Genomic DNA, 13,538 nt, shown 5'->3' with positions numbered 1-13,538 from the left:
GCGTGTTTCGAAAGTCCCGCCTGCCCCGCGACGCCTGGCACGCGCGCTCGCCGCGTTGTCGGGATCGTCCGAGTAGGCCCACTACGAGGACGACCCTCCGCCTTGCGATCACACGCACCAGACGCCGCGGGGCCCGCCCTCCGGGCGGACGGCGCTACTTTCGAAACACGCCCTAGCGCCTGCGGTGGGAGGGCGCGGGGCGCTCGGCCGGGGCGGGGTCGATACACCGCGACTGGGCGTGTTCGTACACCATCGTGGTCTGCACATCCGCCACCTCACGGCGCTCGGTGAGCCGGTCGATCACGAACGCGTACAGCCCGCCCGTGTCCGGCACCGCCACGTGGATGAGGAAGTCATGGGCGCCGGAGGTGACGAACAGGCCGATGGTCTCCGGCAGCCGGGCGGCCCATTCGCGGAAGCCCTCGATGACCGGCCGGGACGGCGGGCGGATCCGCACCGAGATCAGCGCCTGGACCGGACGGCCGACCGCCTCCAGGTCGACGGCGGCGTGATACCCGCTGATGATGCCGCGCTCCCGCAGTGCCCGGACCCGCTCCAGGGAGGTCGACGGCGAGACCCCTGTCCGCAGGGCCAGCTCGCGATTGGTCTGGCGCGCATCGTTCTGCAGCTCCCGCAAAAGAGCACGGTCGAGTGCATCAAGTTCCACGAAAGCGCTCCTTTGCCTGAGGAAATTCGGCGAGCCACGCCAGGACACGGATGGATGGGTACCGTCCACCACATTAGTCATCGACAAGGAGTGCCGCTCGTGTCCGTTCCCCAGCTGTCCGATGAGGACGTGCGCACCGACCAGTCCACCCGGCAGGCGAAGCTGAAGTGGGTGATCGTCGTGGCCGAGGGACTGCCGGCGGGCCGGGCGGTGAACGCCGCCGCCTGCATGGCCGCCGCCGTCGGCCGGGCGATGCCGGAGCTGCTGGGGCCGGACGGCACGGACGGGTCCGGAGCCGGCCACCCGGGGCTGCCGTGGGCCGGCTGCTCGATCCTGGCCGCCGGCCCCGAGGCGCTGCGCGAGCTGCGCGCCAAGGCCACCGGGAAGGACGACCTGTTCCTGGTCGACATGCCCGGACAGGCCCAGACCTCACGGGTCTACGACGCGTACCTCGAGAGCCTGGCCGGCACCAAGAGCGAGGACCTGGACTATCTCGCGATCAGCCTCGTCGGCCCGCGGAACAAGGTGAGCAAGCTCATCGGGAAGCTGCCCCTGCTGCGGTGACCTCCGCGCCGCCCGCCGCGTCCGGATCGCCCAGCGCGTAGGGGGAGAGGATCTCGGCGATGGCCCGGTTGCGCGGGGTCGCGACCCCCAGCTCGGCGCCGAGTTCGGCCACCGCTCCGCTGAGCCAGCCGAGTTCCAGACGGTTGCCGTGGACGAGGTCGTTGTGCATGGAGGACGTCATCGTGGCGGGCAGCCCGTCACAGAAGGCGAGCCGGTCGTCGGCGAAACCGGGGTCCAGGGCCACTCCCTTGGCCCGTCCCACGGCGACCACCTCGTGCATCACCTCGCGCAGCAGGGTCCGCGACCCCGGGTGCGCGCGGACCACTCCGATCGGCCGGCGCACCGCCGATGTGGTGCCGGACAGGCCCACCAGGAAGACGAACTTCTCCCAGATGGTGCGCTCGATGTCGCCGCTGATCTCCGCGTCGATACCCGCCGCCAGACAGCGGTCGAGGAAATGGCGGGCCCGCGGGGACTCGGCGCGGTCGTACTCCCCGAACACCAGCCGTTGCAGTGTGCCGTTGTGCACCACCACCCCGGGCTCCTCGATGAACGCCGAGATGTAGCCGACCCCGCCGAGGACGGATGCGGCCGGCAGATGGCGCCGCAGCACCGTGTCCTTCTGGACGCCGTTCTGGAACGAGACGACGGTGGCGCCGCGCTCGGCGAGGGGTGCCAGCTGCCGGGCGACGTCCTCGGTGTCCCACAGCTTCACCGCCACCACGACGAGGTCCGGGGCCTTGAGGTCGGAGACGGCCGGCACCACCGCCTCGGGCGTCACCCGCAGCTCGCCCAGCGGACTGCGCACCGTCAGCCCCTTCTCCTGGATCGCCGCGAGATGCCGGCCGCGTGCCACGAAGGTCACGTCGTCCCCCGCCGCGGCGAGCCGCGCGCCGAAGTATCCGCCGACGCCACCCGCGCCGATGACCGCGATCCGCATGATGTCCCCTTCACCCTCAGCCGCTTGGTAACCCTTCAGGCGGTTACTATAAGCGCATGGATTCCTCGACGGAGCCGGTCCCGCGGCCGCGGGTGACGGTTCGCTTGCGGGCACTGCGCTTCGACGCCGGCAGCCTCGCCCTGAACCTGGTCGCGACCCTCGGGCGGCGGAGCAGCGTCCCGATCGAGCGGCTGGGCACCCTCGACCGGCTGCGGGAGTGGTGCGCGGGCGTCGGGCTGGTCCTGCGCGACCAGGACGTCACCGATGAGTTCCTCGCCGAACTGCGGACGCTGCGCGAGGCGGCGTACGACGTGGTGGCGGCGGTCGTCCACGGCCGGTCCCCGTCCGCCGGTTCCGTGGCGCTGCTCAACGACCGGGCGCGCCCCGCCCCGCCGCAGCCGCGGCTGAGGGCCACCGGCACCGGTGTCGCGGTCGACGGAGCCGATCGGCCCCTGTCCGGGCGGGAGCTTCAGTCGGTCGTGGTACGCGATCTGATCGCGCTGCTCGGGGACCCGGAGCGGCGCGGGGCGCTGCGGGCCTGCGACTCCTCGCTGTGCACCATGCTCTACCTCGACCACACGCCGGGCCGAAGGCGCCGGTGGTGCTCCATGCGGCTGTGCGGCAACAGCGCCAAGGCCGCGAAACACCGCCGGCGGCGGGCCTCCGCCGCCCCGGCCGGCTCCTGACCGGCCTCGGTGCGCCTGTGTCCGGTGCGCCTGCTTTTCCGGCACACCTGTGTCCGGTGCGCGTGTTTCCGGTGTGCCGCCGGGGGCACCCGGGGTGGCCGGAGGGTTGCCGATGGCCGATCAGACCGATACCGGCCCCACCGCGCAGGGACGGCGTCCGGGCCGGGCCGGCGACGCCCGGGGAGTGGCGGCCGCCGTGGCGCTGACCGTGGCGACCGGGGCGATGGACGCGATGAGCTTCCTGGCCCTGGGCGGCGTCTTCACCAGCGTCATGACCGCCAACCTCTCCCTGCTCGGCATGTCGACCGCGTCCCCGGACCCGGCGCGGGCCCGGGACTCCGCGGTCGCCATGGCCGGCTACATCGCGGGGGCGCTGCTGAGCGGCCGGATCGTCCGCGGCCCACGGCCGGTCTGGCGGGCCCGGTGCGCGCTCGCGGTGGAGCTGGTGGCGCTCGGCGGGCTGTGGGCGGGATGGGCGACCGCCGGCGGCCACCCCGTCGGCGGCCGGCAGCTGGGGTTGCTGGCGGTGGCCGCGCTCGCCATGGGCGGGCAGAGCGGTCTGGTGCGGGCCATCGGGCCGCCCGGCCTCTCCACCACCTATCTCACCGGCATCCTGACCGGGCTGCTGGTCGACGCGGCGCGCAGCGGAAAGGTGCGCCGGCTCAGCGCCGCGCTGCTGGGGGCCCTGGTGGTGGGCGCGGCGGCCGGCGGGGTTCTGGTGTCCTGGGCCGCGCCGGCCGCGCCCGCCCTGCCCGTCGCACTGGTCGGCCTCGTCCTGCTGACGTCCGTGACCCCGCTGGCCCGGGACGCCCACGGCCGGCTGTGGCCCCACACCGGATAGCGCGCCCCAAGTCGCCTGCCACGAAGGCCGGTTGACCGGTGGCTCGCTCTTCCAGCGGGCCGTCGTCCGATGCCAGACTCGGTCCGTGAACGACTTTGACATGCTTGTGATCGGGTCCGGGCCGGGCGGCCAGAAGGCCGCCATCGCGGCCGCCAAACTCGGTCGCCGGGTGGCCGTCGTCGACCGGACGGAGATGGTGGGCGGGGTCTCCCTCCACACCGGCACGATTCCGTCGAAGACCCTGCGCGAGGCGGTGCTGTATCTCACCGGACTGACCCAGCGGGATCTGTACGGCCAGAGCTACCGGCTCAAGGAGGAGATCACCGTCGCCGACTTGACGGCCCGTACCCGGCACGTGGTGGGCCGTGAGGTGGACGTCGTCCGCAGCCAGCTGTCCCGCAACCGGGTCGCGCTGTTCCCGGGCACCGGGCGGTTCGTGGACGACCACACGGTGGCCGTCACCGACGCGACCGGTCATGAACAGCTGCTGACCGCGCGGCATATCGTGATCGCCACCGGCACCCGTCCGGCCCGCCCCGCGAGCGTGGCGTTCGACGAGCGGACGATCATGGACTCGGACAGCGTCCTCAACATGGAGCGGGTGCCGCGCTCCATGGTCATCGTGGGCGCCGGGGTGATCGGCATCGAGTACGCCTCGATGTTCGCCGCCCTGGGCAGCAAGGTCACCGTGGTCGAGCAGCGCGAGGGGATGCTGGACTTCTGCGACGTCGAGATCGTCGAGGCGCTGCGGTACCGGCTGCGCGACCTGGCCGTCACCTTCCGCTTCGGCGAGACCGTGGCGGCGGTCGAGCGCCATCCGCGCGGCGCCCTGACCATCCTGGAGAGCGGCAAGAAGATCCCCGCCGACGCGGTGATGTACTCCGCGGGGCGCCAGGGGCTCACCGACGGGCTGGATCTCGCCAAGGCGGGGCTGACCGCCGACCGGCGGGGCCGGATCGCGGTGGACGAGCACTACCGCACCGCCGTCCCCCACATCTACGCGGTCGGCGATGTCATCGGCTTCCCCGCCCTGGCCGCGACCTCCATGGAACAGGGGCGGAACGCGGCATACCACGCCTGCCAGGAGCCGGTGAACCCGATCCACGATCTCCAGCCGATCGGGATCTACAGCATCCCGGAGATCAGCTTCATCGGCCGCACCGAGGACCAGCTCACGGAGCAGAAGGTGCCCTTCGAGGTCGGCGTGTCGCGCTATCGCGAACTGGCCCGGGGCCAGATCGTCGGGGATGCGCACGGCATGCTGAAACTGCTGGTCTCGCCGGAGGACCGGCGGCTGCTCGGGGTGCACTGCTTCGGCACCGGCGCCACCGAGCTGATCCACATCGGCCAGGCGGTGATGGGCTGCGGCGGCACCGTCGACTATCTGGTGGACGCGGTGTTCAACTATCCGACCTTCGCCGAGTCCTACAAGGTCGCCGCGCTGGACGCCACCAACAAGATGCGCGAGGTCGACCACCTACGGGACTGAATCCCGGCCCGCTTCCGTACGCCATCCGGAATATCCCCTTTTGGGATACTGGGAGGCAGACCGGGAGGAGTGCTGAGATGACTCGCGCAGTCGGTATTGACCTGGGTACGACGAACTCGGTCGTATCCGTCCTGGAGGGCGGCGAGCCGACCGTCATCACCAACACCGAGGGCGCCCGGACCACGCCCTCGGTGGTGGCCTTCGCCAAGAACGGCGAGGTGCTGGTGGGGGAGGTCGCCAAGCGTCAGGCGGTGACGAACGTGGAGCGCACCGCGCGCTCGGTCAAGCGCCACGTGGGCGAGGACCGCTGGCGGTTCCCGGCCACCGGCGACGTCGACGGCAAGCGCTACACCGCGCAGGAGATCTCCGCGCGGGTGCTGCAGAAGCTCAAGCGCGACGGTGAGGCGTACCTCGGCGAGGACGTCACGGACGCCGTGATCACCGTCCCCGCGTACTTCAACGACTCCCAGCGCACCGCCACCAAGGAGGCGGGCGAGATCGCCGGGCTGAAGGTGCTGCGGATCATCAACGAGCCGACGGCCGCCGCCCTCGCCTACGGACTGGACAAGGAGAACGACCAGACCATCCTGGTCTTCGACCTCGGCGGCGGTACCTTCGACGTCTCGTTGCTGGAGATCGGCGAAGGGGTGGTGGAGGTCAAGGCCACCAACGGCGACACCCACCTCGGCGGCGACGACTGGGACCAGCGGATCGTGGACCATCTGGTCACCCGCTTCAAGGGCGGTTACGGCGTCGACCTGTCCAAGGACAAGATGGCGGTCCAGCGGCTGCGCGAGGCGTCCGAGAAGGCCAAGATCGAGCTCTCCGCGGCCAGCGAGACCACGATCAACCTGCCGTACATCACCGCGTCCGACGAGGGTCCGCTGCATCTGGACGAGAAGCTCACCCGCTCGCAGTTCCAGCGGCTGACCGAGGATCTCCTGGAGCGCTGCAAGGCCCCCTTCCACCAGGCGATCAAGGACGCGGGGATCAAGACCTCCGATATCGACCATGTGATCCTGGTCGGCGGTTCCACCCGGATGCCCGCCGTCACCGACCTGGTCAAGGAGCTGACCGGCAAGGAGCCGCACAAGGGCGTCAACCCCGACGAGGTCGTGGCCATCGGCGCCTCCCTCCAGGCCGGTGTCCTCAAGGGTGAGGTCAAGGACGTCCTGCTGCTGGACGTCACGCCGCTGTCCCTGGGCATCGAGACCAAGGGCGGCATCATGACCCGGCTGATCGAGCGCAACACCACGATCCCGACCAAGCGCTCGGAGGTCTTCACCACGGCCGAGGACAACCAGCCGTCGGTGCAGATCCAGGTCTTCCAGGGCGAGCGGGAGATGGCCGCGTACAACAAGAAGCTCGGCATGTTCGAGCTGACCGGCCTGCCCCCGGCCCCGCGCGGCGTGCCGCAGATCGAGGTCGCCTTCGACATCGACGCCAACGGCATCATGCACGTCTCGGCCAAGGACCTGGGCACCGGCCGGGAGCAGCGGATGACCGTCACCGGTGGCTCCGCGCTGCCGAAGGACGACATCGACCGCATGATGCGGGAGGCCGAGAGCTACGCGGAGGAGGACCACAGGCGCCGCGAGGCCGCCGAGACCCGCAACCAGGCCGAGTCGCTCGTCTACCAGACCGAGAGGCTGCTGCGCGACCAGGCCGACAAGGTGCCGCAGGACGTGCGGCAGGAGGCCGAGGCGGCGGTGGCGGACCTGAAGAAGACGCTCGAGGGCGAGGACACCAACGCGATCCGCGAGGCCACCGAGCGGACCGCCGCCGTCGGGCAGAAGATCGGCACGGCCATCTACGCCCAGGCCCAGCCGTCCTCGTCCGGCGGCGGACCGAGCGGCTCCGCGGCCGGCTCCTCGGCCGGCTCCTCCGGTGACGGCGGGGGCCGGGCCCACCCGTCGTCCGACGAGGACGTCGTGGACGCGGAGATCGTCGACGACGAGAAGCCCAAGGGGGACGCCGGCTGACCGTCACCGCTTCCTGTCCGGCTCGCCCCGCGGCGCCGAGACCTCCACGAGTTCAGCCTGCCCCTTGGCGTTGAGGTGCAGGATCGGAATGGCCTTGTTGCGCGGATTGCCGTCGTTCTGGAAGGAGATGAACCCGCTGGCGCCCGGCACCCGCTGACGGGCGTTCATCTGGTGGAACATCCGGGCCACCGATTCCCCGGTCACCTCGCCCAGCGCCGCCATCTGGATGCCTTGGGCGGCGGTGAGCACCGCGTCATGCGCCATGATGGCCTGGCCGTCCTGGCGCTGATCGGTGGGGAACCAGGTGTCCAGCGACCCGCCCGGCTGGAAGTGGCGGGCCGAGGGGCCGGAGACGGAGGTGGGGTCCTCGTTCCACATATCGGGGTGCGCCAGACCCGTGTAGTACACCTCCACCTTGCTCTCGGCGGCGTGGGCGAGGTCCTCGGCGGTGAGGTTGGTGGTGTCGTCACCGGTGATCACCTTGAACGTCCGCTCCTGGCACGGACGGTTGGCGATCGCGTCCAGGAACCGGGTGAGGTGCTTGCCGCGGCCCGCGAAGAAGACCGCCTGCGGCTTCTGGTCGCACAGCTGCCCCGGCATGATGCGCAGCTCGTTCTGCCAGGTGCCGCGCACCGAGGAGTCATAGGTCATCCGGTCCGCCACCAGCCGGTGGCCCTTGATGTCCTGGAAGACCTCGGTGAAGGCGTCCCCCAGTGTCTTGGCGTAGTCGTTGTCCGACGCGTCGTCCTGGACCACCACCGCCGTACGGACCTTCTCCCTCTTCAGATAGGCGGAGGCGGCGTACGCCTCGTCCACATTGGTCGGGGTGACCCGGACGAACCCCTTGATGTCCTTGAAGTTGGTGGCCGTCATGGTGCTGGCGACCAGGGCGAGACCGTGGTCCGACAGCTGCCTCAGCGCGTCGAGATTCTGGGTGTCGCTGGGGCCCAGCCCGGTGACCGCGACCAGCTCGTCGTCCGAGGTCTTCCGGTCGATCAGTTCGTCGACGGTGTGCTCCCAGTGATGCGCGTTGCTGCCCATATTGGCGATCAGCAGCTTGATCTTGGGGGAGGAGGAGAGGTCTCCGCGGTTGTGCCGGTACTGCGCCAGATACGCGCCCTCCAGCTCGTGCCGGACCGACTCCGCGGAGTTGCTGTCGTCGTCGGTCAGCGTGAACGAGGTCATGTAGGCGACGCTGACGTACTTGTCGCCGCTCTTGTCCACCCGGTCGTTCTCCGCCTTGACCTTCTCCTCCACGGGCTTCAGATGCGCGGCGAAAACGTACGAGCCGTCGGTGACGCCCACGCACTCGTCGCCGTCCACCTTGACGACGCCGTCGCCGCACCGGGCCTGCCGCTCGTCGATCCAGTTCACGGTGAGCGGGACGGCCACCGCGAGCACCGCGACGACGATCACGCCGATCACCACCCGGCGCACGATGTGCAGTGGCCATTCGAGTCTCGGCACCGGTCTCACCCTTCGCTCGTGGACGTCAGCGGATGGCGCCAGTGGCGGTACCGCTCCGCCTCGTTGAACAGGGACACCACGTCATTCCTGCGCAGCCGGGACAGCTGGTTGAACCCGTCGGCGATCAGGTTGTTCAACCGCATCCCGGGGTCGGCGAGCGGATCGCTCCACACCCAGCGCACCGTGATCAGCTCCCGGACCACCGAGGCGGCGGTGACCGCCTCCGGGGGATGGTCCGGGGCGAGACCGGCGAGCAGCTCCAGCGGCCCGCCGGCCTGGCCCAGCCGGTTCGGGGCGGTCGTGATGGCGTTGAACTCACTGATCCACTGCGCCGCCGGCACCGCCGGGAAGCGCGCCACCAGATACCCGGTCACCTCGTCGATCCGCTCCGCCGCCAGCCGGTGGTACATCTCCTGGACGGTGCGGCCCTCGGACCTGAAGTGCTCGGCCAGCAGCTCGTGCACCGCGTCCCAGTCGTCCGGACGCCCGGCCAGCCGCCACAGCAGCAGCCGCCGCAGCCAGGGGTGGAGGGACGAGGACACCATCCCCGGGCTCTGTAACAGCCAGCGGCCGCGGACCTCGCCGAACAGCGAGTCGCCCGAGCCCAGCAGCCGGGTGCCGATGGACAGGTCGCGCGCCGCGGCGCACTCCTCCAGCGCCACCCGCTGCGCGGGGCCCAGACCGCGCAGCAGATGGTCCAGGGCGGCCTCCGCCAGCGTCCGCGGGTCCTCGCCCTCCCGTGGGGTGCGATCCGGCAGGGTGCGCAGCCAGCGGTCCTGCTCGGCGCCGTCCTCGGTGGGCACGGCCGAGTGCCGGAGCAGCTCCAGGATCTGGCTCACCGCCCGGGGGAGCCCTCCGGTCAGCCGGTGGATGAAGGGGGCGAGCCGGGTGAACGGCGCGAGGTCGGGGTGGTGGTGCAGCTCCAGCTCGATGCGGACGCGCACTTCGTCCAGATTGAGGTCGCGCAGCCGCAGCGGATACCACCAGGTGTCATCGCTGTCCCGGCCCGGCCGGTGCTCCCGCCAGTCCTCCAGGGAGGCCCGGTCCGGGCCGCGCAGCCGCCAGGGCCACTGATCGCCGGTGGCCGGGCCCCAGCGGGGCAGCCACCGGTTGGAGCTGGCCACGACGGTGAGCGGATCGCAGTCGGCGCCCGCCACCACGACGTCGTCATGGCGGGCGCGGATCAGCAGATCGAGGAACCGGCGCCCGTACTCCGTATGGGAGTTGTCCAGCAGCAGCAGATAGGAGCGGGGCATGAACGAGTGCCGCACATTGCTGCGCATGTCCTCCAGCAGGGCGGAGAACAGCACCCGGTCCAGCCGCTCCTGATCGTCCTCGTCCCCGTCGTGGCGCCACAGGTTGAGCTCGACCAGAGCCTCCCACGGGTCCCGGCTGCGCAGCAGCCGATGGTCGCCGTACCAGGCGGCGCTGCTGGTGAACTTGCGGCCCGGCAGCCGTCTTCGCCCGCGCCGCAGCGCGTCCCGCAGCAGCGCGAGCGCCGCCGTGGAGGCGCCGTCGGGGGCGCCCACGGCGCCCCCGGCCACCTCGAAGAAGGCGGCGAGGTAGTCGCCGTAGCGCGCCTCCGCCTGCTCCTGGAACGCGTCCAGCTCGCGCCGGATGGTGCGCCGCCCCTCCTCGAGGCTGGTCATCCGCAGCTGATGGTCGGAGGCCAGCAGGCCGAGGGTGAGCCGGGGGAAGTGGGAGCGGCGATAGCGCGGAAGCTTGCGCTCCAGCTGGCGGGCGAGCAGCGCCAGGGCGTACCGCGGCAGCAGGGACTGCTCACCGCCGAGATTGACATAGGCGAACGGTGTCTCGGGGCCGAACCGCTCCATCAGCGCGCCGTGGGCCTCGCTGGCCCCGCTGCCGCGCGGCCCCAGCAGCATGGTCACCGGCCGCTCGTCGGTGGGCCCCAGCCTGAGGCATTCACCGACCAGACTGATGATCCCGCTGCGGCCTCTGAAGCCCACACCCGTTCCGGATTCCGCCACGTGCCCCCGTCCCCCCGTCAGCCCCCTCGGCCCCCCGCCGGCAACCAGGGGGTCGCTCAGTCGCGTTCACCCCATCCGCTAACAGACCCTCCCAACGTACCTCGGGCGCGGTCGGGACGCGCTAGGAGAAGGGAGACTCCGTCACCGATTTCGGACCGTCGGTGGACGAGATTCGGCCACCGTCGCTCAGCGCCGGAAGATCTCCAGCCGGGTGGGCGCCTGCTGTCCCGGCGCGGGCAGGGTGAGGCCGCGGCGCCCCGGTGTGATCGACCCCAGCACGCGGGGATGACGGGCCCCGGTGCAGCTCGGAGCCGTACCGGCCAGCCCATGGGCGGTCAGAAAGGCGAGGACGGCGAAGGCGTACGCCTCCTTCGCCGCCGCCGGAAGGCCGAGTTCGTCGGAGGTCCGCAGCGCGATGCCGCCCAGCGCCCGGCGCAACGCCCCCATCAGGGTGGGGTTACGGGTGCCGCCGCCCGAGGCGATCACCTCCGTGGCGTGCACCGACCGCACCGCGTCGGCGACGGTGCGGGCGGTCAGCTCGGTGACGGTGGCGACCACGTCGTCGTCCGGCACCGGGCCCACGGCGGCCAGGGCAGCCCGCAGATACGACCCGTGGAACAGCTCCTTGCCGGTCGTCTTGGGCGCGGGCAGCGCATAGTACGGCTCGGCCAGAAGCCGCTCCAGCAGCGGCCCGTGGACGGTGCCGCGCGCCGCCATGGCGCCGTCCGCGTCATGGTCCAGCCGGCCGCCCGTCAGGTCCCGGGCGGCCGCGTCGATGAGCGCGTTGGCCGGGCCGGTGTCGAAGGCCAGCGGATCCCCGGCGCCCGACACCACCGTGATGTTGGCGATCCCGCCGAGGTTCAGGGCGGCGCGGACACCGGGCCGCCCGCGCAGCCACAGGGCGTCCACCAGGCTGACCAGGGGAGCGCCCTGGCCGCCGGCGGCCACATCGCGGGCGCGCAGATCGGAGACGACCGGGCGGCCGGTGGCCTCGGCGATCCAGGCGGGCTGGCCGAGTTGCAGCGTCCCGTGCACCCGCCCGCCCTCGGCCCAGTGGTACACCGTCTGACCGTGCGAGCCGATGAGATCCGCGCGCCCGGCGCACAGCTCCCGGTCGGCGCGGGCCGCCAGCGAGGCGAACGCCTGGCCGATACGGGTGTCCAGTGCGCACACCTCCTTCATGGTGGTCGCCGCCGGGGGCAGCGCGGCGCTCAGCGCCGACCGCAGCTCCTCCGGATACGCCTCGCTGACCAGACCCAGCGGGGCCAGCACCACCGTGTCGCCGTCCAGCACCAGATCGGCTGCCGCGGCGTCGACCGCGTCATGGGACGTGCCCGACATCAGGCCGATCACCCGCATGGCGTTTCCTCCTGCCGCTGGTTCCCGTCGGCCGCCCGCGCCCGGCCGCGCGGCGCGCCGTGGCGGTCCTGCGCACGCGGGGTGAGCAGCGCGAGCACGCTGACGGCGCAGGTCACCGCCGTGTAGTAGGCCGGGATGTCGACCTCGCCGGTGCGCTTGACGACCTCGGTGACGATGAGCCCCGCGCAGCCGGAGAACACCGCGTTGGACAGCGCGTACGCCAGCCCCAGCCCCGTGTAGCGGACCCGGGTCGGGAACATCTCGGCGAGCATGGCCGGCCCCGGGCCCGCCATCAGCCCCACCACCACGCCCGCGACGAAGACCGCCACTCCTTGGGTGAACGCCGAGCCGTCCGGCTGCTGCACCACATGGAGCAGCGGAAAGGCCAGCACCACCACCAGCACCGCCCCGGTCAGCATCACCGGCCGCCGCCCGATCCGGTCGCTGAGCAGACCGGCGGGGAGGATGGAGAGCGCGAAGCCGGCGTTGGCCACCACGGTGGCCACCAGCGCCTGCTGGAAGGTGGCGTTCAAGGTGGCCTGGAGGTACGACGGCATGACGACCAGGAAGGTGTAACCGGCCGCCGCCCAGCCCATGATGCGCGCGGCGCCCAGGACGACGGCCCCGGCCACCTCGCGGGGGGTCGCCACCCGCTCCGGCCCGGTGGGCGGCGCCACCGGGTCCGGCGCGGTGGTGGCCTCCCCGTCCGCCGCCGCGGTGGCCTGACTGCCCGCCGCCGCCCGGAAGGCCGGGGTCTCCTCCAGCCTCAGCCGCAGCCACAGGGCGACCAGCCCGATCGGCAGGGTCAGCAGGAACGGCACCCGCCACCCCCAGTCGCCCAGCGACTCCTCGCTCATCACGGTGGCCGACAGCGCCGCCGCACCGGCCCCGGCCAGCAGCCCCAGCGCCACGGTGAACGACTGCCACGCCCCGTACAGCCCGCGCCGGCCCGGGGGAGCGAACTCCGTCATGATCGACACCGCGCCGCCGAACTCCCCGCCCGCGGACAGCCCCTGGAGGATGCGCAACAGGGTGAGCAGCCAGGGAGCGGCCGCGCCCAGTGTGTCGTACGTGGGCAGCGCGCCGATGAGCGTCGTGGCGCCGGTCATCAGCAGCAGCACCAGGATCAGCGTGGGCCGACGGCCGATCCGATCGCCGACCCGGCCGAAGACGGCGGCGCCGACGGGACGGAAGAAGAACGCGATCCCGAAGGAGGCATAGGTTTTGACCAGGCCCTCGAGCTCACTGCCCCCGTCGGGGGTGAAGAAGTTCGCGGCGATGATCGTCGCGAAGAAACCGTAGACACCGAACTCGTACCACTCGATGAGGTTGCCGACCGAACCGGCCACCAGCGCACGGCGCCGGACCCGCCCGGCGGCATGGTCTGGGGAATCCGCTGGGGACGTCGTCACATCCGGGCCCTTTCCGCCGTCACCGCCACAGGAGATGTGATGTCCGTACCCCTCGGGGCGGGTGCTTACCGGTGCGAACGCGGCTCCAGCGGCGCACGAGTGAGCGCCGGTTCGCAGTCGATGCGCAAGGGGCAGCGGGTCCG

Annotated in this window: 11 protein-coding genes; 5 read left to right on the top strand and 6 right to left on the bottom strand. The window is 71.7% G+C overall.

What is annotated here, in order from left to right:
* Nucleotides 1-172: 172 nt before the first annotated feature.
* Nucleotides 173-667, bottom strand: a complete 495-nt coding sequence (locus tag PS467_RS04155) for an Lrp/AsnC family transcriptional regulator (RefSeq protein WP_311034041.1) — start codon at nucleotides 665-667, stop codon at nucleotides 173-175.
* A 99-nt stretch (nucleotides 668-766) separates the two neighbouring features.
* Between PS467_RS04155 and PS467_RS04150 the strand changes: the two genes are divergently transcribed.
* Entirely contained in the window at nucleotides 767-1,231 is a 465-nt protein-coding gene (locus PS467_RS04150) for a DUF2000 domain-containing protein (protein ID WP_311034040.1), read from the top strand.
* Here the strand turns inward: PS467_RS04150 and PS467_RS04145 are convergent.
* Nucleotides 1,203-2,171, bottom strand: a complete 969-nt coding sequence (locus tag PS467_RS04145) for a ketopantoate reductase family protein (RefSeq protein ID WP_311034039.1) — start codon at nucleotides 2,169-2,171, stop codon at nucleotides 1,203-1,205. The two genes, PS467_RS04150 and PS467_RS04145, sit on opposite strands and share 29 nt — an antisense overlap.
* A 56-nt stretch (nucleotides 2,172-2,227) precedes the next feature.
* On the opposite strand from PS467_RS04145, the gene PS467_RS04140 reads away from it, so the two are divergent.
* The 4 genes from PS467_RS04140 to dnaK all read left to right on the top strand — a co-directional run bounded on the left by PS467_RS04140 (nucleotide 2,228) and on the right by dnaK (nucleotide 7,169).
* Nucleotides 2,228-2,857 carry a CGNR zinc finger domain-containing protein gene (locus tag PS467_RS04140; protein WP_311034038.1) on the top strand — a complete coding sequence of 210 codons (630 nt, stop codon included), beginning with the start codon at nucleotides 2,228-2,230 and terminating at the stop codon, nucleotides 2,855-2,857.
* A 112-nt stretch (nucleotides 2,858-2,969) separates the two neighbouring features.
* Nucleotides 2,970-3,698 (top strand): YoaK family protein, encoded by a 729-nt coding sequence (locus tag PS467_RS04135; protein WP_311034037.1) that lies wholly within the window; start codon nucleotides 2,970-2,972, stop codon nucleotides 3,696-3,698.
* Between the two features lie 85 nt (nucleotides 3,699-3,783).
* A complete protein-coding gene (gene sthA, locus PS467_RS04130) occupies nucleotides 3,784-5,187 on the top strand; it encodes a Si-specific NAD(P)(+) transhydrogenase (protein WP_311034036.1) in 1,404 nt (467 codons plus the stop codon).
* Between the two features lie 77 nt (nucleotides 5,188-5,264).
* A complete protein-coding gene (dnaK, locus tag PS467_RS04125) occupies nucleotides 5,265-7,169 on the top strand; it encodes a molecular chaperone DnaK (protein ID WP_311034035.1) in 1,905 nt (634 codons plus the stop codon).
* A 3-nt stretch (nucleotides 7,170-7,172) separates the two neighbouring features.
* Here the strand turns inward: dnaK and PS467_RS04120 are convergent, their stop codons facing one another.
* The 4 genes from PS467_RS04120 to PS467_RS04105 form a co-directional block, all read right to left on the bottom strand.
* Nucleotides 7,173-8,636, bottom strand: coding sequence for an ABC transporter substrate-binding protein (locus tag PS467_RS04120; protein WP_311034034.1), 1,464 nt, complete (start codon nucleotides 8,634-8,636; stop codon nucleotides 7,173-7,175).
* A gap of 5 nt (nucleotides 8,637-8,641) precedes the next feature.
* The gene (locus PS467_RS04115; RefSeq protein ID WP_311034033.1) at nucleotides 8,642-10,624 is read right to left on the bottom strand and encodes a hypothetical protein; all 1,983 of its coding nucleotides are present in this window, start codon (nucleotides 10,622-10,624) and stop codon (nucleotides 8,642-8,644) included.
* Nucleotides 10,625-10,810: 186 nt separating this feature from the next.
* Nucleotides 10,811-11,983 (bottom strand): anhydro-N-acetylmuramic acid kinase, encoded by a 1,173-nt coding sequence (locus PS467_RS04110; protein ID WP_311034032.1) that lies wholly within the window; start codon nucleotides 11,981-11,983, stop codon nucleotides 10,811-10,813.
* Nucleotides 11,974-13,395 (bottom strand): MFS transporter, encoded by a 1,422-nt coding sequence (locus tag PS467_RS04105; protein WP_311034031.1) that lies wholly within the window; start codon nucleotides 13,393-13,395, stop codon nucleotides 11,974-11,976. Before PS467_RS04105 ends, PS467_RS04110 begins: the two co-directional genes overlap by 10 nt.
* Nucleotides 13,396-13,538: the final 143 nt, after the last annotated feature.

This window comes from Streptomyces luomodiensis (assembly GCF_031679605.1).
Lineage (GTDB): Bacteria > Actinomycetota > Actinomycetes > Streptomycetales > Streptomycetaceae > Streptomyces > Streptomyces luomodiensis.
This window is presented reverse-complemented; position numbering and strand designations above follow the sequence as displayed.

Bases quoted from the DNA above. Each gene is read 5' to 3' on its own strand.
- PS467_RS04145 (WP_311034039.1), bottom strand. From the start codon at position 2,171: ATGCGGATCGCGGTCATCGGCGCGGGTGGCGTCGGCGGATACTTCGGC.
- PS467_RS04135 (WP_311034037.1), top strand. From the start codon at position 2,970: ATGGCCGATCAGACCGATACCGGCCCCACCGCGCAGGGACGGCGTCCG.
- PS467_RS04140 (WP_311034038.1), top strand. From the start codon at position 2,228: ATGGATTCCTCGACGGAGCCGGTCCCGCGGCCGCGGGTGACGGTTCGC.
- dnaK (WP_311034035.1), top strand. From the start codon at position 5,265: ATGACTCGCGCAGTCGGTATTGACCTGGGTACGACGAACTCGGTCGTA.
- PS467_RS04110 (WP_311034032.1), bottom strand. From the start codon at position 11,983: ATGCGGGTGATCGGCCTGATGTCGGGCACGTCCCATGACGCGGTCGAC.